Source organism: Serratia sp. (in: enterobacteria) (genome assembly GCF_051654945.1).
Lineage (GTDB): Bacteria > Pseudomonadota > Gammaproteobacteria > Enterobacterales > Enterobacteriaceae > Chania.
Genome location: NZ_JBOFZA010000091.1, coordinates 151,874 through 169,532, shown reverse-complemented (window position 1 = coordinate 169,532; position 17,659 = coordinate 151,874). Strand labels below are relative to the sequence as shown.

Genomic DNA, 17,659 nt, shown 5'->3' with positions numbered 1-17,659 from the left:
CTCTCCTAGACTCTTACTCTACCCCTACTGAACAGAACCAAGTAAACCCAGGAGGTTGAGGTATGTCGCTTCATCAAAGCCCCACACGCGTTTGGGATACCCGGCGGCAGGAAAAAAAACGCCGTATCGCAAGTGTGCAAGGGCAGTCGCAGGGCAAAGTGATCCCCACTGCCGATCTGACCAGCGTGTTGGAAAAGCTGCTGGTTTCTGGCGATCGGGTGGTGCTTGAAGGCAATAACCAGAAGCAGGCCGATTTTCTCTCCCGCATGCTCGCCGAGGTCAACCCAGCCAAGGTTCACGATCTGCATATGATCATGCCAAGCGTTGGCCGTGCCGAGCATCTGGATATTTTTGAGAAGGGCATCGCCCGCAAGCTGGATTTCGCTTTCTCTGGCACCCAGAGCTTACGTATTTCCCAACTGCTGGAAGATGGGCAGCTGGAAATTGGCGCCATCCACACCTATATCGAACTCTATTCCCGCCTGTATGTGGATCTGGTGCCGAACGTGGCGTTAGTGGCCGGGTTCAAGGCTGATCGCCACGGCAATCTGTACACCGGGCCAAGCACCGAAGATACTCCGGCACTGGTGGAAGCCGCTGCGTTCAAAGACGGCATCGTCATCGCACAGGTTAACGAACTGGTCGATGATGAAACCGACCTGCCACGGGTTGATATTCCCGGTTCCTGGATCGACTTTGTGGTCGTCGCCGACAAGCCATTCTTTATTGAGCCGCTGTTTACCCGCGACCCGCGCCTGATCAAACCGGTGCATGTGCTGATGGGGATGATGGCGATTAAAGGCATCTACGCCAAACACCAGGTGCAATCGCTGAACCACGGCATCGGTTTTAACACCGCTGCCATCGAGTTGCTGTTGCCTACCTACGGTGAGCAACTGGGCCTGAAAGGCAAAATCTGTAAACACTGGACCCTGAACCCGCATCCGACCCTGATCCCGGCCATCGAAAGCGGTTGGGTAGAAACCGTGCACTGCTTTGGGGGGGAGCTGGGGATGGAAAACTACATCGCAGCTCGCCCGGATATCTTCTTCACCGGTAGTGATGGCTCCATGCGTTCTAACCGGGCGTTCTGTCAGATGGCTGGCCAGTACGCCGTCGATATGTTTATTGGCTCTACCTTGCAGATCGACGGAATGGCCCATTCCTCGACCGTGACGCGTGGTCGTCTCTCTGGTTTTGGCGGCGCGCCGAACATGGGGCATGACCCGCATGGTCGTCGTCATGCGACACCGGCCTGGCTGGATATGATCGAAGAGCCGGATCCGTTGGCCCGTGGCCGCAAGCTGGTGGTGCAGATGGTGGAAACCTTCCAGGCAGGAGCCAAACCGACCTTCGTAGAAAAGCTCGATGCCGTTGATGTAGCGCAAGAGTCTGGCATGCCGTTGGCACCGGTCATGATTTACGGCGATGACGTGACCCACGTGTTGACCGAAGAGGGCATCGCTTATCTGTATCGGGCACGTTCGCTGGAAGAACGCCGTGCGATGGTGGCTGCGGTGGCCGGTATCACCGATATCGGGCTGGGCGTGGACGCAAAACGCGTGGCCGAACTACGCCGTGAAGGCAAAGTGGTGTTCCCGGAAGATCTCGATATTCGCCGTACCGATGCTTCGCGTTCTCTGTTGGCCGCAGGCAGCGTTGCGGATCTGGTCGAGTGGTCCGACGGCCTGTACAACCCGCCAGCTAAATTCCGGAGCTGGTAATGAAACTTTCCCGCTGTTTGAACGCCTCTGATGCGGATGTTGTTGCCGCACGGCTGGCAGAGTTTGCCACGCAGGCGCTGGTGGATGAGGCTCGCCTTAGCCCGAAACCGGGGCTGGTGGATGCCCGAGGTTCTGGTGCACATCAGGATCTGACGCTGGAATTGATGGAGCGTTCAGCCAACAGCCTGACGCCGGTCTTCCATCGTTTGGCGATTGCCGGTTGGCAGCGCCCGGCAGACAGCGCGTTACGCCAGGAAGTGGGCCGGATTGGCCGGGAAGGCGAACAGGTGATGATGGCTGCCACCGCCGGTGTTAATACGCATCGTGGCGCGATCTGGGCGCTGGGCCTGCTGGTGACGACGGTGGCGATGCAAGGTGGTCACGCAACGCCATCCGGCAGTTGCGCATTGGCCGCCCAGTTGGCGCAGTTAGCGGATCACGTCAGCCCCAAGGTGTTCAGCAAGGGCTTGCGCGCCACTCAACGCTATCAGGTACCCGGCGCGCGGGAAGAGGCTCAACAGGGTTTTCCACATGTGATGCAACGGGCGCTGCCGCAACTGTGGCACAGCAGGAGCCTGGGGGCCAGTGAACCTGCCGCGCAAATTGATGCCTTGATGGCCATCATGACCACCCTGAGCGATACCTGTGTGTTGTCGCGCGGTGGCTTAACGGCACTAAACGCGATGCAGCAGGGGGCCGCAGAGGTACTGCATGCCGGAGGATATCAGCATCCGGCAGGACAGGCGGCGTTGGTCAAACTGGAACAACGGCTATTGGCGAGCAACGCTTCACCCGGTGGCGCGGCCGATTTGCTGGCTGCGGCGCTGTTCCTCGATCGGGCTACGGCCCGCTGAATAATCAATCCAGAGGATGTTATGGAACATATCGATTTGAGTTATCCGGCCAGTATGACGCTGCCGGGTAAGGCACTAACCGGCGTCGTTGGCTCCGGTGACATGGAGGCGCTGTTTGAGCCTGCGACTGATGGCACTCTGACAGTAACGATAAAAACCTCCGTAGACGGTAGCCGGCAGCGTTGGCAGCATCTGTTTGAACGCCTGGCTTCATTGCGTGATTTACCTGCCGGGCGCTTGGAGATTAACGACTTCGGCGCTACGCCTGGGGTGGCTCGGCTGCGTATCGAACAGGTATTTGAGGAGGCCGCTCATGCGTGATGACATCAGCTTTATCGAACTTAGTGCCCGTGAACGTGCCCGCAATCTGCTGGACAGCGGCAGCTTCCGTGAACTGTTGGGGCCATTTGAGCGCATTACTTCACCTTGGTTGGAACCGCAAGGCATCGTCACACAGGCCGATGACGGCATGGTCGTTGCCAAAGGTACCATTGACGGTAAACCGGCGGTGGTCGTGGCGGTAGAAGGGGCGTTTCAGGGCGGCAGCATGGGGGAAGTCTCCGGTGCCAAGATGGCCGCAGCCCTGGAATTGGCGGCGGAAGATAATCGCAACGGCATTGCGACCCAGGCTGTATTGTTGCTGGAAACCGGTGGCGTGCGCCTGCAAGAGGCCAACCTGGGGCTGGCAGCGATCGCGGATATTCATGCGGCGATTGTCGACCTGCGCCGTTATACCCCGGTAGTGGGCATTATTGCTGGCACCGTCGGCTGCTTTGGTGGGATGTCGATTGCGGCAGCATTATGCAGCTATCTGATCGTCACCCGTGAAGCGCGGCTGGGATTGAATGGCCCGCAGGTGATTGAGCAAGAAGCCGGTATCGAAGAATACGATTCCCGCGATCGGCCTTTCATCTGGAGCATGACCGGTGGCGACGTGCGTTATCGCAGCGGGTTTGTCGATGAAGAAGTGCCAGATGCGCTGCATGCGGTAAAAGCGGCGATGACAGACTGTTTGCAACGCGGCGTACCTGCTCAGCACCGTTCCGATAATTATCATTATTACTTGCCGAAACTGTCGCAGTTTGACACCCGCCAACAGGCGGATGCGGCAGTCATTGCTCAACTGTTTGCTGTGGAGGATCGGGTATGAGTACGTCATCATCAAGCCGTGGAGAGTATTGGTTCTCTTTGCTGACGGCGGGTGCCGAACAGCGCCAGGGGCAGTGCGCCTCGATCCGGGTAGCCGATGGGGAACTTGAGGGCCAGCCGGCGCGTTTTATCGCCGTGGTGCCGGATGCGAATAACCATTATCCACGGGCCGCACGTGGTGAAGTGGGCTTGCTGGAAGGCTGGACGTTGGCTCAGGTCGTCAGTGAAGCAGTAGCGGCTGACGTTGATAAAGTGCAAAAGCGTGCCATCGTAGCGGTGATCGATGTGCCAAGCCAGGCCTATGGCCGGCGGGAAGAAGCCTTTGGTATTCATCAGGCGCTGGCCGGTGCGGCCGGGGCTTATGCCAAGGCTCGGCTGGCAGGCCATCCGGTGATTGGTCTCATCGTCGGTAAGGCCATGTCGGGGGCATTCCTGGCGCACGGCTATCAGGCCAACCGCTTGATCGCTTTCAACGATGCTGGCGTGATGATCCATGCGATGGGCAAAGAGTCTGCTGCCCGCATCACGCTGCGTTCTGTAGCGGCGTTAGAGAAGCTGGCTGCAACCATTCCACCGATGGCCTATGACATTGAGCATTACAGTTCGCTGGGCCTGCTGGAACAGCTGCTGGATATCCGTGATCCGCTACATGCCACTGAGCAGGAGCTTCATCTGGTACGCCACGCGGTGATCCAGGCGATCGCTAAAACCCGCCGTGAAGGGGTCGGTTTAACTAACCGCCTGGGGGCAGACAACCGCCACAGTTCTGCACTGGTGCGTGAACGGATGCGCGCAGAGTGGTAATGCCACGCCAGCCATTTTTACGTCAGAGTTCAGGATATTAACAACACCCGCCGGGCTATGCGTTCCAGCCCGGCATATATACCCGTCGCCTTTCAAGCTGCAGCGTTGTTACCTGCGCTTACTCACCCCAGTCACTTACCCAAAAGTAAGCTCCTGGGGATGAGTAAGCTTGTCGCCTAGCTGCAGCTTGAAATTCATAGGGTATAGCAACACCTGCAAATAAAAATATAACCGACACCATCGCACCTGATCTGACTGATTTTTTCTTTTTAACAGGTGATTTATGACATACGTAATTATTCATGCTTTGGCACCGATTTTCGTCATTATGCTGCTGGGCTTTTTTGCCGGTAAGGCAAAAATGGTCGATAACCAGAACGTTTCGTTACTCAACATCTTCGTGATGGATTTTGCCCTGCCGGCGGCCCTGTTTGGTGCCACCGTACAAACGCCTTGGGCGGGGATCGTGGAGCAGTCGCCGCTGATCGTGGTGTTAGTGCTGGCGATGTGGATCACCTATGCGGCGATCTATTTCATCTGTACCAAGATCTTCCATAAGTCTCCGCAGGATGCCGCGGTGCTGACGCTCACCGTTGCGCTACCCAACTATGCCGCGCTTGGCCTGCCGATCCTCGGCAGCGTGTTGGGGGAAACTCCGGGAACCTCACTGTCCGTGGCGGTCGCTATCGCCTGCGGTTCGGTACTGATGACGCCGTTCTGCCTGCTGATCCTCGAGCGCGAAAAGGCCCGTGCAGCCGGTGCGGCTCAAGGTTCTTCCCTCGGCATGTTGCCAGTGCTGATGTGGCGCTCGGTGAAAAAACCAATCGTCTGGGGGCCGCTGCTTGGGGTGGTACTGTCGGCCATCGGCATCCATATGCCTGAAATGGTGTTAGCTGCCATCAAACCGCTTGGTCTGTCGGCCACGGCGACGGCGCTGTTCCTGACCGGGGTGATCCTGTCTGCCCGTAAGCTACAGATCAACGGCTCGGTGATCCTGTCGAGCGTAACCAAACTGCTGATCCAACCGTTTATTGCCTGGGGGCTGGTGTTGGCACTGGGCCTGCACGGTAGCGTGGCGATCACCGCTATTTTGATGATTGCGCTTTCCGCCGGTTTCTTCGGCATCGTCTTTGGTAACCGTTTTGGCGTGCAGTCGCCGGATGCCGAAGCCACGTTACTGATCAGTTCCGTGTTGTGTATCATTACCTTACCGCTGTTTATCACCCTGACCTCAGGGATGTAACTGGAGAAGCCGATGATTCGCCCGCATGACCTGATTTGGATTAATGAGCGTGCTGCCCTTGGCGCCGACGAGGCGTTGCCGGAATGGGTCAGCCAGCAGTGGCGTACCTCATTACCGTTGGTGGTACGGCGGGATGTTCAGGAGGGCGGGCGAATACCGGTAGGTATCCGGGGTATGAAACGCAGCCAGCGCGCTGCGGCCTGGGTGAGCGAAGAAGCTATCCGGCGCATCGTGACGCCGGAGTCTTTGGTGAGTGAACCCGTTGCGTTGCTGCACTCGACTTTTGTTTCCCAACAGCCGGTGCAGGCGCTAATTATGTTGGCTCAGCGGCCTTGGCCGTGGACCTGGGGCGTGACCGGTAGCTGTGGTTATGCACTGGCCACCGAAATTCCGGTAATGCACGCCGACAGCGATCTGGATCTGGTGGTTCGCTGCCCGCAGCCTGCCAGCCTGGATGATTTGCAGCGGCTGGCAATGTGGTTGCAGGCTCTGCCTTGTCGAGCCGATGCCCAGCTAGAGACGCCGCTGGGCGGGTTTGCCCTGAGCGAATGGCTACGGGATGGGCGAGCGATGCTGAAAACCGCCGCTGGCCCGCGATTAACGAGGGATCCGTGGGCCAGTTTTCAGGAGGACTGATGAAGATTTTATTTACCTTTCCCGGCCAAGGGCCGCAGGTGCCGCAAATGCTGCACCAACTGCCGGCCAATGAAACGACCCAACGGCTGTTAAGTGAGGCCAGCGCCGTTCTTGATCAGGATGTCCTGACACTGGATAGCGCCTCAGCTTTAGAGAAAACCCGTGCGGTACAGCTATGTTTGCTGATCGCCGGTGTCGCCTACGCGCGGGAACTACAGCAGCAAGGCATCGTGGCAGATTTTGTCAGTGGATTATCCATCGGCGCTTTTCCGGCTGCGGTGATTGCCGGGGCTTTGACATTTGCCGATGCCGTGCGGCTGGTGGGGTTGCGTGGTCAGCTAATGGAAGAGGCTTATCCGGCAGGATACGGGTTGGCAGCGATTGTTGGTTTGCCGTTGCGCCGGGTAGAAATGCTGATCGCGCAGGTGAACAGCAATGAGTCGCCGGTCTATCTGGCCAATATCAATGCCGAAGACCAACTGGTGATTGCGGGTAGCGAAGCCGCGATGGCGCAGGTCATGGCGCTGGCAAAAGCCGCAGGGGCAGCCAAGACGCAGCGATTGGCGGTGAGCGTCCCTTCCCACTGCGCCCTGCTGGCACAATCGGCTGAGAAGCTGGCACAGGCAATGAACCAGGTCAGCCTCAACCGGCCAAAGATTGCTTATCTCAGCGGCAGCACTGGGCGCGTGTTGTGGCAGCCAGAACGGATTGCCGACGATCTGGCCTTTAATATGGCGCGCACCGTACGCTGGCATGAGGCGATGGTGGCGGCCTATGAACGGGAAGTTCGTCTGGCGATCGAGATGCCGCCGGGCGCGGTATTGACCGGATTGACCAAAAAAGTGATGGAGCAGGGGGAAGCGCTGTCCCGCTGTCAGTTAGGTCTGAAAGCGGTATGCGGCATAGTCGCCAAATATCAGCGCGATTAAACCGGGCCTTCGCCGCGAGCATACATCCGGCCTTCCGCCGTCAATGCCAATAGATTCGGATCCTGCTGCTGATTGCGGTTGAACACCAGCGCGATGGTCTGGCGCATCTGGTACTGCTCGCACAGCGGCAGTAATTGCAGCGTGTGCTCATACATCTTCTTCATCCGCCCTGGCACCAGCGTGTAGCCCACTCCGGCCTGTACCAGACTGAGCATAGAGAAAATATCGTTCACCCGGGTGACGATTTCCGGTTCAAACCCGGCGATCTGAAACGCTTCGCTAAAACCGTGGTAAGTGGCAAAACCTTCGGTCAGGGAAACAAACTTCTGGCTGCGGAAGTCTTGCAGATCTGCCGTGCCATTGCTGTTTAGCGCCGACGCTGCCGGTGCGGCAAGATAGATATCATCCTCGAATAGCGGCAGGATCTCAAAGCGCAGTGGATCGATCTGGCTGTCCGAAACCGAAATCAGAATGGCATCCAGCAGTTGATTTTCCAACTGGGCCAGCAGATCTTCATTCGATCCCATTGTCAGGCTGATCTCCATGGCAGGGCGACGCACCTTCAGCCCCATGATCAACCGTGGAATAGTTTCCAGCGTGAGTGAGTAGAGCGTGCCGATGCGCATGCGTTGCTGACCAAATCCCGCCTTCAGCCGAGTTTCTTCGATACCTTTGTAGGTCAGATCCACGATATCGCGAGCGTATTCTGCCAGCGTTTGCGCAGCGGGCAGAGGTAGCAGGTTACGCCCTTTATGGATAAACAGCGGGCAGCGGAAACCTTCTTCCAGGGTATGCAGAGCCCGGTGCACGCTAACGCTGCTCAAACCCAGCTGCTCTGCGGCCCGGGCAATGTTTTCCTTCTCCATAAACGCCAGAAAGATTTCCAATTTTTTCAGGGTGATTTCGCTGTCGATCATCGGCTCAGGCTTGGTTGCGGGCTTAGGAATGTCATGATAACAACAATTATCCGTTCATAGCAGACACCGAGAGCCTTCCCGCTTCCCAAGCGGAGGGCAGAACCGTTATATTGCGCCACGAATTATTGATCAACTTTGCGAGCGCTCACTGAGTTAGCCGCGAATTTAGGGTTAAACTCAGTGTTATACACGGCTCAGGAGGGCATGCTATGGATTACGAATTTCTGCGTGACGTAACCGGTCAGGTGGTGGTCAGATTTTCGATGGGGCATGAGGCCATCGGCCATTGGATCAATGAAGAGCTCAAGGGTGATTTTAATCTGCTGGATCGCATCGAAGCCGGGGCGGCAGGGGTTAAGGGCAGTGAGCGCCAGTGGCAGTTGGAAGGCCACGAATACACGTTGCTGATGGATGGTGAAGAGGTGATGATCCGCGCCAACCAGTTAGAGTTCGAAGGCGACGAAATGGAAGAGGGGATGAACTACTATGACGAAGAGAGTCTCTCTTTCTGCGGTATCGAAGATTTCCTGACGGTGCTGAAAGCCTATCGCACCTTTATGCTGAACTACTGATTTTCCTCAATCAAAGGAGGTGGCCGATTGTTGGCCGCCTTACCGTCCCCCTGTAATGACTAAATAAAATCAAATAATCATGTCGCTGATGTTTTAATCTGCGACACAGCGCGCATTTGTTATTTTTATGATTCAATATAATCATTTTGATTAAAATAAATCAAAATGACGAGGGTAAGATGAAAATTAAGGCGGCAATAGAGAAAATCCCTGGGGGGATGATGGTCGTCCCGCTGGTGCTTGGCGCAATGATCAACACCTTTGCTCCGCAGGCGCTGGAGGTGGGGGGCTTTACCACGGCATTGTTCAAAAACGGCGCGGCTCCGTTGATCGGGGCTTTCCTACTGTGCATGGGAGCCGGGATCCATATCAAGGCGGCGCCTAAATCGCTGCTGATAGGCGGCGGGATCACCTTTACCAAATTTGTCGTAGCAGTGGCTCTGGGATTCGGGGTTGAGAAAATGTTTGGTGCCGATGGCATCTGGGGGCTCTCCTCTGTGGCGATTATTGCCGCAATGAGCAACACCAACGGCGGATTATATGCTGCGCTGGCCGGGGAGTTTGGCACGGAGAATGAAGTAGGTGCGACTCCTCTGATGTCCCTGAGCGACGGCCCGATCCTGACGATGATCGCGCTGGGTGCGGCAGGTATGGCCAATATTCCGGTGATGTCGATTGTGGTGGTGTTGATCCCAATGCTGATCGGCATGCTGTTAGGTAATCTGGATGCACAGATGCGCGAGTTCCTCACCAAGGGCGGCCCACTGTTGATCCCATTCTTTGCGTTTGCGCTGGGGGCCAACATTGATTTGGCCATGCTGCTCAAAGGCGGCTTGGCGGGCATTCTGTTAGGAGTGCTGACTACCCTGTTCGGCGGTTTCTTCAATATCAAGGCCGATCGTTTACTGGGCGGTACGGGTATCGCTGGTGCGGCTGCTTCCAGCACGGCAGGTAACGCGGTGGCGACACCGTTGGCGATTTCACAGGCCGATCCCGCCTTGGCCGAAGTGGTGGCGGTGGCTACGCCACTGGTCGCGACATCGGTCATTGTGACCGCACTATTGACGCCGATGCTGACCTCATGGGTAGCAAAACGCAATCAGCAACGAACCAAGGCCGTGGTTGGGGAGGAACTGCCATGAAGATGATCGTGATTGCCGATGACTTTACCGGTGCCAATGATACCGGTGTGCAACTGGCAAAAAAGGGAGCGCGTACCGACGTGGTGCTCAACGAGCTGCCGCACTCTACCCGGCGCACGGATGTGTTGGTGATCAACACCGAAAGCCGGGCGTTATCTCCAGAAATGGCAAAAGAAAAGGTGAGCAAAGCCCTGAAGCCTTACTGTCAAAGCGAGACGCCGCCTCTGGTGTATAAAAAGATCGACTCGACCTTTCGCGGCAACGTGGGGGCGGAGGTGGAGGCGGCGATGGTCGCCAGCGGTGCGCAGTTGGCTATCGTTGCCGCCGCCATCCCCGCAGCGGGTCGGATAACGCGCAATGGCGAATGCTGGGTTCACGGCATACCGTTGGTCGAAACCGAGTTCGCCAGCGATCCGAAAACGCCGATCGTCTCTTCTCATATCAAGACGTTGATTGGCTTGCAGACCGCTTATCCGATCCACGAACTGGATTTGCAGGCAGTACGCGGTGGCAAGCTAGGCAGCGAATTATCTCACCTGAGTCAGGCCGGGCCAGCGATCGTAGTCGTGGATGCCGAAACCGATGGCGATTTGGCACAACTGGCGCAGGCAATTCAGCAACTCAACTGCCGCTATTTGCTGGTGGGCGCGGCGGGGTTGGCAAATGCACTGCCAGCCAGCAGCTATCTGGCTGCTCGCCAGCGTCTGCCCGTGCTGGTGGTGGCCGGTTCAATGAGCGAAGCCACTCGGCAGCAGATTGTGTTTGCCGCAGAGGAAAAATCGCTCGGCATTCTGGATATTGATGTCGAAGGTTTGTTGCAGCCGGACAGCCAGCCTGCGGTAGATGACATTATCCGCCAGGCGGTCTGCGTGCTGCGGGATCGGCAACACTGCGTGTTACGCACCTGTCGGGATGCCGATGCCCGCCAGATGATCGATACGCTGTGTCAAAAGTATGGCCTTTCGCGCCAGCAGTTAGGCGACAAAATCAGCCAGACGCTGGGCGCCATTACCTTGTCGATCATCAATCAGGCCCAGATTGGCGGCTTGTTCCTGACCGGTGGCGATATCGCCATTGCCGTCGCCAGAGCGTTAGGCGCGGAAGGCTATCGGATCACCAGTGAAGTGGTGCCTTGTGTACCTTGCGGAACGTTCGTCAACAGCGAGATCGACGATCTGCCGGTGATCACCAAAGCCGGCGGATTTGGCAGCGCGTCAACGCTGCGGGATGCACTTTATTATATTGAGGAGATGTACAGTGGCAAATAACACGATTGCGGTCACCATGGGCGATCCGGCGGGCATCGGGCCAGAGATTATCATCAAGGCGCTGTCTGAAGGCGAGCTGGCGGGAACGCCGGCGGTCGTGGTGGGCTGTCTGCAAACGTTGCAACGTATACAGGCATTGGGGATCGTGCCAAAAGTGGAGTTGAGGCCGATCCTGCAAGTTTCGCAGGCACGTTTTGCGCCCGGTATTATCAACGTCATTGATGAACCGCTGGCTGACCCCGCAGCGCTGACACCAGGGAAAGTGCAGGCACAGGCGGGCGATCTGGCTTACCGATGCGTAAAGCGTGCCACCGAACTGGCCATGGCAGGTGAGGTCATGGCCATTGCTACCGCGCCGTTGAACAAGGAGGCGCTGCATCTGGCCGGGCATCTGTACCCAGGCCATACGGAGCTGCTGGCAACGCTGACCAACAGCCGCGATTACGCCATGGTGCTGTATACCGACAAGCTGAAGGTGATCCATGTCTCTACCCACATCGCTTTGCGTAAATTCCTCGACACGCTGAGTGCCGAACGGATTGAAACGGTGGTGACGATGGCGGACACCTTCCTCAAACGCGTTGGTTTTAAACAGCCAAGGATCGCGGTGGCCGGGGTTAACCCCCATGCGGGTGAAAATGGCCTGTTTGGCGACGAAGAGATCAACATCGTCAGCCCGGCGATTGCGGCTGTTAAACAACTTGGCATTGATGTGACTGGCCCATGCCCACCGGATACCGTGTTCTTGCAGGCTTACGAGGGGCATTACGATATGGTGGTCGCCATGTACCACGATCAGGGGCATATTCCGCTTAAGCTGCTGGGCTTCTATGATGGGGTTAACATCACGGCAGGCCTGCCGTTTATCCGGACTTCTGCCGACCACGGCACCGCGTTTGATATTGCCTGGACAGGTAAAGCCAAGTCTGAGAGCATGGCTATCTCGATTCAATTAGCCACTCAGTTGGCGTGATAGCGCGGACGTCATGAAGCCACAAACTCGCCAGGACCAGATTCTGGAATACCTCAAAGCCCATAATCTGGTCACGGTTGAGCAATTGGTCAGCGCTATCGATGCTTCTCCTGCCACCATCCGGCGTGATTTGATCAAGCTGGATGAGCAGGGGATCATCAACCGCAGTCATGGCGGCGTGGCCCTCAACCGCTTTATCCCCGCACAGCCCACCACCAATGAAAAGCAACTGCGTAACCCGCAGGAGAAACGCGCGATCGCCCAGTATGCTGCCACTATGGTTAAAGCCGGGGATGCGGTCGTGCTGGATGCAGGCACCACCATGCTGGAACTGGCACGGCACTTGACCCATCTCCCGCTGCGGGTGATCACCGCCGATCTGCATATCGCCCTGTTCCTCTCAGGCTTTAAACAGATCGAAGTGACCATCATCGGTGGCCGGATTGATGATAGTAGCCAGTCCTGCGTCGGCGATCATGGGCGCAGATTACTGCGAGGAATTTACCCGGATATTGCGTTTGTCAGCTGCAACTCGTGGAGTATTGAGAAAGGTATTACCACCCCAACCGAAGAGAAGGCGGGCCTGAAGCAGGATCTGATGGCCAATGCCCGCCAGCGGGTACTGCTGGCAGACAGCAGCAAATATGAGGCTTACTCGTTGTTCTGCGTGACCCCGCTAGGCAGCCTGACGGATATCGTCACCGATAAGGCGTTGCCTGCCACCGCTCAACGGCAACTGGCCGATCTGCCCGCTGGCCTGCATTTGGTATAACGTCCCGCGCAAGGTGTTAAATCTGTTGGGGCGCAGCATGCTGCGCCCGCCCGCGATCACAGGTGCGGAATATTGCGCGCGTAATAGATCTCCTGCATCTCTTTCCACAGTAAATCGGTGATCCTTTTACGCTCTGTCACGCTCAGCTCATCCGGCTTGGCGTTGAACAGGTAGTGTTTCAGATCGAAATCCTTCAGCAGCATCTTGGTGTGGAAGATGTTCTCCTGATACACGTTGACATCCATCATGTGGTACAGCGCTTTCATATCCTCGGACATAAAGTTCTGGATCGAATTGATCTCATGATCGATGTAATGCTTCACGCCATTCACATCACGGGTAAAACCGCGCACCCGATAGTCCATGGTGACGATATCGGACTCCAACTGATGGATCAGATAGTTCAGCGCTTTGAGTGGCGAGATCACGCCACAGGTTGAAACTTCAATGTCGGCACGGAAGGTGCACAGGCCGCCTTCAGGGTGGCTTTCCGGATAGGTGTGGACACAGATATGGCTTTTATCCAGATGAGCCACCAGCGAACCAGGCAGGGGCCCTGGATGCTCGGAATTATCCACGTCTTTGGGATCGACCGGCTCTTCGCTCACTAGAATGGTCACGCTGGCGCCTTGTGGGTCGTAATCCTGACGGGCGACGTTGAGAATATTGGCGCCAATGATCGAGCAGGTTTCACTGAGGATCTCGGTCAGGCGGTTGGCATTGTACTGTTCGTCAATGTAGGCGATATAGCCATCGCGATCGTCTGCGGTTTTGGCATAACAAATATCGTAAATACAAAAACTCAGGCTTTTGGTCAGATTATTGAAGCCGTGCAGTTTTAACTTTTGCAATTAGGTCCACCCCCTATCTTCTCTTAACGTGCCAAGCTCAGCGCGTTGAGCAAATACTGCGGCAGAGCGAAGCTGCCTGCGTGAATTGCCGGATTGTAGTAGCGGCAGTCTAAGCCACTTTGATGAAAGCGTTGTTGCAGCGTGGCGCTATCCAACTGGCGCAGGGCCGGGTTCTGGCTGGCCCAGGCAAAGGTCATGATGCCGCCGTAATAGGTCGGGATCGCCGCCTGATAGAAGCTGACGTCGCTAAAATACTGGCTGAGTCTGGTATGGCTGTTGACCGCTTCGTCCTGCTGCAGGAAGCAGACGCCGTTCTGGGCCACAAAGATGCCGCCTTCGTTGAGGCAGCGTGCGCAACCTTCATAAAATGCCGAGGTAAACAGGCTTTCACCGGGGCCGATCGGGTCGGTGCAGTCAGAGATAATCACGTCGAATTTTTCGTCGCTGTGGCTGACGAAATCGACGCCATCGGCGATCACCAGCTTGAAACGGGGATCGTCATAGGCACCGGCATTGTGATTAGGTAAGTATTGGCGGCAAAACTCCACTACGCCCGCGTCGATCTCAACCATGGTGATCTGTTCAACGCCCTGATGACGGCAGACTTCACGCAGCATCGCGCCGTCGCCACCGCCGATAATCAGCACTTTCCTGGCATCGCCATGGGCCAGCATCGGTACGTGGGTCATCATCTCGTGATAGATAAACTCATCGCGTTCGGTGGTCTGCACCACGCCATCGAGAGCCATCACGCGGCCCAGCACCGGATTTTCGAAGATCACCAGATCCTGATGTTCGGTCTGCTCACGAAACAGCACCTGCTCCACCGAGAAGTACTGGCCAAAGTTGGCATGTAGCGTTTCATACCAAATCTCTTTCTGGGTCATGTGCGGGTTACTCCGTAATAACAACCATGAAAAATGAGCGCAACATCATAAACCCTCTGTGCTGCAAATTACAGCAAGATCGGCAGGCGATAGCCAACCCTGCCGGCTATCGCTGGCAGAGTGGGGAAAGCAGGGGGATTAGTTGGCGTAGGCCAGCAGGCTCAAGGAGTCGCGCGCCAGGGACTTGCACTTATTGGGGGTAGGGATGGCAATGCCGCTGAGATCGCGATAACTGTCTTCACCCAGAGACTTCATATTAAAGCTATTATAGTTAGTCAGATCCCAACGGTTTTGCTGGGCGAAATAGACGATGGCACGTTTGATTTGCGCGTTAGGCAAATCGTTGTAGCCACAGTCGTTTTTCAGATAGACAAACACCGCGGTCAGATCGGCCAGATCTTCCGCTTCGGATTCATTCAGCGCCAGGCTGGCGTTGGAAAAGCCCAGCATAGTCAGCAATAGCAGCAACAACGTTGTTTTTTTCATGATGAAAATAGACCTGTTCAATATTCGCTGACGTTACCACACTTGGCTGGAAAGGCACCAAATTAATTATGTGGGCTTAACACTCCTTAATAGTAGCACTTGACCTTCCACTAGGGGGAGGGTTTAGGCTGCGGGCCTTAAGCTATCGATCACTGAGAAAAGGAACCAGCGATGTTACGCCGTGATTTTATCAAACTGACCGCCGCTTTGGGTGCGGCAAGCGCCTTGCCATTATGGAGCCGTGCTGCCTGGGCGGCCGACCGTCCCGCCTTGCCGATCCCGCCAATTTTGACGCCAGATGCGCAGGGAAAGATCGCGCTGGCGCTGCAAACCGGTGAGATGAACTGGCTGCCCAACGTCGCCACCCGCACCTGGGGGATTAACGGCGCGTTACTTGGCCCGGCAGTGCGTTTACAGCGGGGCAAAGCGGTAACGGTAGATATCAGCAATAAGCTGCCGGAAGCCAGCACGGTGCACTGGCACGGCTTGGAGATCCCCGGTGATGTCGACGGTGGCCCACAAGCCTTGATCCATCCAGGAACCACCCGCACGATAACCTTTACTGCCGACCAGCCAGCGTCCACTTGCTGGTTCCATCCCCACACGCATGGCAAAACCGGCCAGCAGGTGATGATGGGATTGGGGGGATTAGTACTGCTGGAAGATGACGAAAGCAGCAAATTGCCGTTGCCGAAAACCTGGGGAACCGATGATATTCCGGTGATCCTGCAAGACAAGCGCCTGGGCAAAGACGGCCAGATCGAATATCAGTTGGACGTCATGAGCGCAGCGGTAGGTTGGTTTGGCGATCGAATGTTTACCAACGGTGCCAGCTATCCGCAACACATCGCGCCACGCGGCTGGCTGCGTCTGCGTTTCCTCAATGGTTGTAATGCCCGCTCGCTCAACCTGTCCACCAGCGATAACCGGCCTTTATACGTGATTGCCAGTGATGGTGGATTCCTGGGTGAGCCGGTCAAGCTGACCGAACTGTCGATGCTGATGGGCGAGCGCTTTGAAGTGTTGGTTGATGCCTCCGATGGCAAGCCGTTCGATATCGTTACCCTGCCGGTGAAGCAGATGGGCATGACGCTGGCACCGTTCGACCAGCCGCTGCCGGTGCTGCATATTCAGCCCTCGTTGGCACCGGGGGTGAAATCCATGCCGGACAGCCTGGTGAAATTGCCTGCGCTGCCATCGCTGGCCGGTGTGCAGGAACGTTGGCTGCAACTGATGATGGATCCCAAGCTCGATATGCTGGGGATGCAGGCTTTGATGGATCGCTATGGTCACCAGGCAATGGCCGGGATGAGCATGGATCACGGCAATGCCGCTGGCAGCACGACCGGTATGGATCATGGCAAGATGCAAGGCATGGACCACGGTAACATGGCCGGTATGGACCACAGTAAGATGGATCATGGCAGCAAGCCGTTTGATTTCAGCCATGCTAACACCATCAACGGCAAAGCCTTCGATATGGCCAAGCCAGCGTTCGAGGCCAAGCGCGGCAAATACGAGAAGTGGACCATTTCTGGTGAAGGCGACATGATGCTGCACCCGTTCCATATCCATGGCACCCAGTTCCGCATTCTGTCGGAAAACGGCAAGCCACCGGCGGCCCACCGTGCAGGATGGAAAGATACGGTGCTGGTAGAAGGTTGGCGCAGCGAAGTGCTGGTGCGTTTCAATCATCTGGCCAGTGCCGATCAGGCTTATATGGCTCACTGCCACCTGCTGGAACATGAAGATACCGGCATGATGCTGGGCTTTACCGTTACTGACTAACTTCCCCAGGCTATCAAGTGGTGACGCGCTCGCGTCGCCACCGCCCGCCAGCTATGCTAAACTCTGCGCCCTTCTTCCGGCAACTGACCTGAAAACTATGAAACACACTGTAGAAGTAATGATTTCCGAGCAGGAAGTTAAGACCCGTATTGCTGAACTTGGCCGCCAGATCACCGAAGATTACCGCGATAGCGGCAGTGACATGGTGCTGGTTGGGCTGCTGCGCGGTTCTTTCATGTTTATGGCTGACCTGTGCCGCACCATTGAGGTGTCGCATGAGGTCGATTTTATGACCGCCTCCAGCTACGGCAGCGGCATGTCAACCACCCGCGACGTGAAAATCCTTAAAGATCTGGACGAAGATATCCGGGGTAAGGACGTGTTGATCGTGGAAGACATCATCGATTCCGGCAACACCCTGAACAAGGTGCGCGAGATCCTGGCACTGCGTGGGCCGAAGTCTCTGGCGATTTGTACGCTGCTGGACAAGCCTGAGCGCCGTGAAGTTGAAGTGCCGGTGGAATACGTCGGCTTCCCGATCCCGGATGAGTTCGTGGTGGGTTATGGCATCGATTACGCCCAACGTTATCGCCATCTGCCATACATCGGCAAAGTCGTGATGCTGGACGAATAATCCGGCTGGGGTTCAGCTGTGCGCTGAACC

Annotated in this window: 19 protein-coding genes; 15 read left to right on the top strand and 4 right to left on the bottom strand. The window is 56.4% G+C overall.

All coding sequences use genetic code 11. The features are described from left to right. Positions 1–62: 62 nt before the first annotated feature. From mdcA to mdcH, 8 genes are all read left to right on the top strand, one after another. A complete protein-coding gene (gene mdcA / locus ACRDCA_RS21675) occupies positions 63–1,724 on the top strand; it encodes a malonate decarboxylase subunit alpha (protein WP_438691372.1) in 1,662 nt (553 codons plus the stop codon). Beyond that, the gene (locus ACRDCA_RS21670) at positions 1,724–2,578 is read left to right on the top strand and encodes a triphosphoribosyl-dephospho-CoA synthase (RefSeq protein WP_438691371.1); all 855 of its coding nucleotides are present in this window, start codon (positions 1,724–1,726) and stop codon (positions 2,576–2,578) included. Before mdcA ends, ACRDCA_RS21670 begins: the two co-directional genes overlap by 1 nt. Before the next feature lie 21 nt (positions 2,579–2,599). Then, complete coding sequence (locus tag ACRDCA_RS21665) at positions 2,600–2,899, top strand: malonate decarboxylase subunit delta (RefSeq protein ID WP_025120055.1); 300 nt, start codon at positions 2,600–2,602, stop codon at positions 2,897–2,899. Beyond that, entirely contained in the window at positions 2,892–3,728 is an 837-nt protein-coding gene (locus tag ACRDCA_RS21660; RefSeq protein ID WP_438691370.1) for a biotin-independent malonate decarboxylase subunit beta, read from the top strand. The genes ACRDCA_RS21665 and ACRDCA_RS21660 overlap by 8 nt, the downstream gene beginning before the upstream one ends. Further along, positions 3,725–4,531 carry a biotin-independent malonate decarboxylase subunit gamma gene (mdcE, locus tag ACRDCA_RS21655; RefSeq protein ID WP_438691369.1) on the top strand — a complete coding sequence of 269 codons (807 nt, stop codon included), beginning with the start codon at positions 3,725–3,727 and terminating at the stop codon, positions 4,529–4,531. The genes ACRDCA_RS21660 and mdcE overlap by 4 nt, the downstream gene beginning before the upstream one ends. A gap of 283 nt (positions 4,532–4,814) precedes the next feature. Beyond that, the gene (locus ACRDCA_RS21650; RefSeq protein ID WP_025120052.1) at positions 4,815–5,774 is read left to right on the top strand and encodes an AEC family transporter; all 960 of its coding nucleotides are present in this window, start codon (positions 4,815–4,817) and stop codon (positions 5,772–5,774) included. A 12-nt stretch (positions 5,775–5,786) separates the two neighbouring features. After that, positions 5,787–6,410: a malonate decarboxylase holo-ACP synthase gene (locus ACRDCA_RS21645; RefSeq protein ID WP_438691368.1), complete on the top strand. Its 624-nt coding sequence runs from the start codon at positions 5,787–5,789 to the stop codon at positions 6,408–6,410. Further along, positions 6,410–7,339: a malonate decarboxylase subunit epsilon gene (gene mdcH / locus ACRDCA_RS21640; protein WP_438691367.1), complete on the top strand. Its 930-nt coding sequence runs from the start codon at positions 6,410–6,412 to the stop codon at positions 7,337–7,339. The genes ACRDCA_RS21645 and mdcH overlap by 1 nt, the downstream gene beginning before the upstream one ends. Here the strand turns inward: mdcH and ACRDCA_RS21635 are convergent. Then, positions 7,336–8,256, bottom strand: coding sequence for a LysR family transcriptional regulator (locus tag ACRDCA_RS21635; RefSeq protein ID WP_438691366.1), 921 nt, complete (start codon positions 8,254–8,256; stop codon positions 7,336–7,338). The genes mdcH and ACRDCA_RS21635 overlap by 4 nt on opposite strands. 209 nt (positions 8,257–8,465) lie before the next feature. On the opposite strand from ACRDCA_RS21635, the gene yacL reads away from it, so the two are divergent. From yacL to ACRDCA_RS21610, 5 genes are all read left to right on the top strand, one after another. Further along, positions 8,466–8,828: a protein YacL gene (yacL, locus tag ACRDCA_RS21630; RefSeq protein ID WP_025120048.1), complete on the top strand. Its 363-nt coding sequence runs from the start codon at positions 8,466–8,468 to the stop codon at positions 8,826–8,828. A 179-nt stretch (positions 8,829–9,007) separates the two neighbouring features. Then, positions 9,008–9,970, top strand: a complete 963-nt coding sequence (locus ACRDCA_RS21625) for a 2-keto-3-deoxygluconate permease (protein ID WP_438691365.1) — start codon at positions 9,008–9,010, stop codon at positions 9,968–9,970. Further along, positions 9,967–11,238 (top strand): D-threonate kinase, encoded by a 1,272-nt coding sequence (gene dtnK, locus ACRDCA_RS21620; RefSeq protein WP_438691364.1) that lies wholly within the window; start codon positions 9,967–9,969, stop codon positions 11,236–11,238. The genes ACRDCA_RS21625 and dtnK overlap by 4 nt, the downstream gene beginning before the upstream one ends. Continuing rightward, positions 11,198–12,211: a D-threonate 4-phosphate dehydrogenase gene (locus tag ACRDCA_RS21615; protein ID WP_438691363.1), complete on the top strand. Its 1,014-nt coding sequence runs from the start codon at positions 11,198–11,200 to the stop codon at positions 12,209–12,211. Before dtnK ends, ACRDCA_RS21615 begins: the two co-directional genes overlap by 41 nt. 13 nt (positions 12,212–12,224) lie before the next feature. Further along, positions 12,225–12,983, top strand: a complete 759-nt coding sequence (locus ACRDCA_RS21610; RefSeq protein ID WP_438691362.1) for a DeoR/GlpR family DNA-binding transcription regulator — start codon at positions 12,225–12,227, stop codon at positions 12,981–12,983. A 56-nt stretch (positions 12,984–13,039) separates the two neighbouring features. On the opposite strand, the gene speD is transcribed toward ACRDCA_RS21610, so the two are convergent. The 3 genes from speD to ACRDCA_RS21595 all read right to left on the bottom strand — a co-directional run bounded on the left by speD (position 13,040) and on the right by ACRDCA_RS21595 (position 15,207). Further along, on the bottom strand, positions 13,040–13,834 hold the full coding sequence (gene speD / locus ACRDCA_RS21605; protein ID WP_438691361.1) for an adenosylmethionine decarboxylase: 795 nt from the start codon (positions 13,832–13,834) through the stop codon (positions 13,040–13,042). A 23-nt stretch (positions 13,835–13,857) separates the two neighbouring features. Further along, complete coding sequence (gene speE / locus ACRDCA_RS21600; RefSeq protein ID WP_438691360.1) at positions 13,858–14,721, bottom strand: polyamine aminopropyltransferase; 864 nt, start codon at positions 14,719–14,721, stop codon at positions 13,858–13,860. Positions 14,722–14,859: 138 nt separating this feature from the next. Beyond that, positions 14,860–15,207, bottom strand: coding sequence for a YacC family pilotin-like protein (locus ACRDCA_RS21595; protein ID WP_037408396.1), 348 nt, complete (start codon positions 15,205–15,207; stop codon positions 14,860–14,862). A gap of 171 nt (positions 15,208–15,378) precedes the next feature. Here ACRDCA_RS21595 and cueO point away from each other — a divergent pair, with 171 nt between their 5' ends. Together cueO and hpt are read left to right on the top strand one after the other, a co-directional pair. Continuing rightward, entirely contained in the window at positions 15,379–16,995 is a 1,617-nt protein-coding gene (gene cueO / locus ACRDCA_RS21590) for a multicopper oxidase CueO (protein WP_438691359.1), read from the top strand. Between the two features lie 97 nt (positions 16,996–17,092). After that, the gene (gene hpt / locus ACRDCA_RS21585; protein WP_029988257.1) at positions 17,093–17,629 is read left to right on the top strand and encodes a hypoxanthine phosphoribosyltransferase; all 537 of its coding nucleotides are present in this window, start codon (positions 17,093–17,095) and stop codon (positions 17,627–17,629) included. Positions 17,630–17,659: the final 30 nt, after the last annotated feature.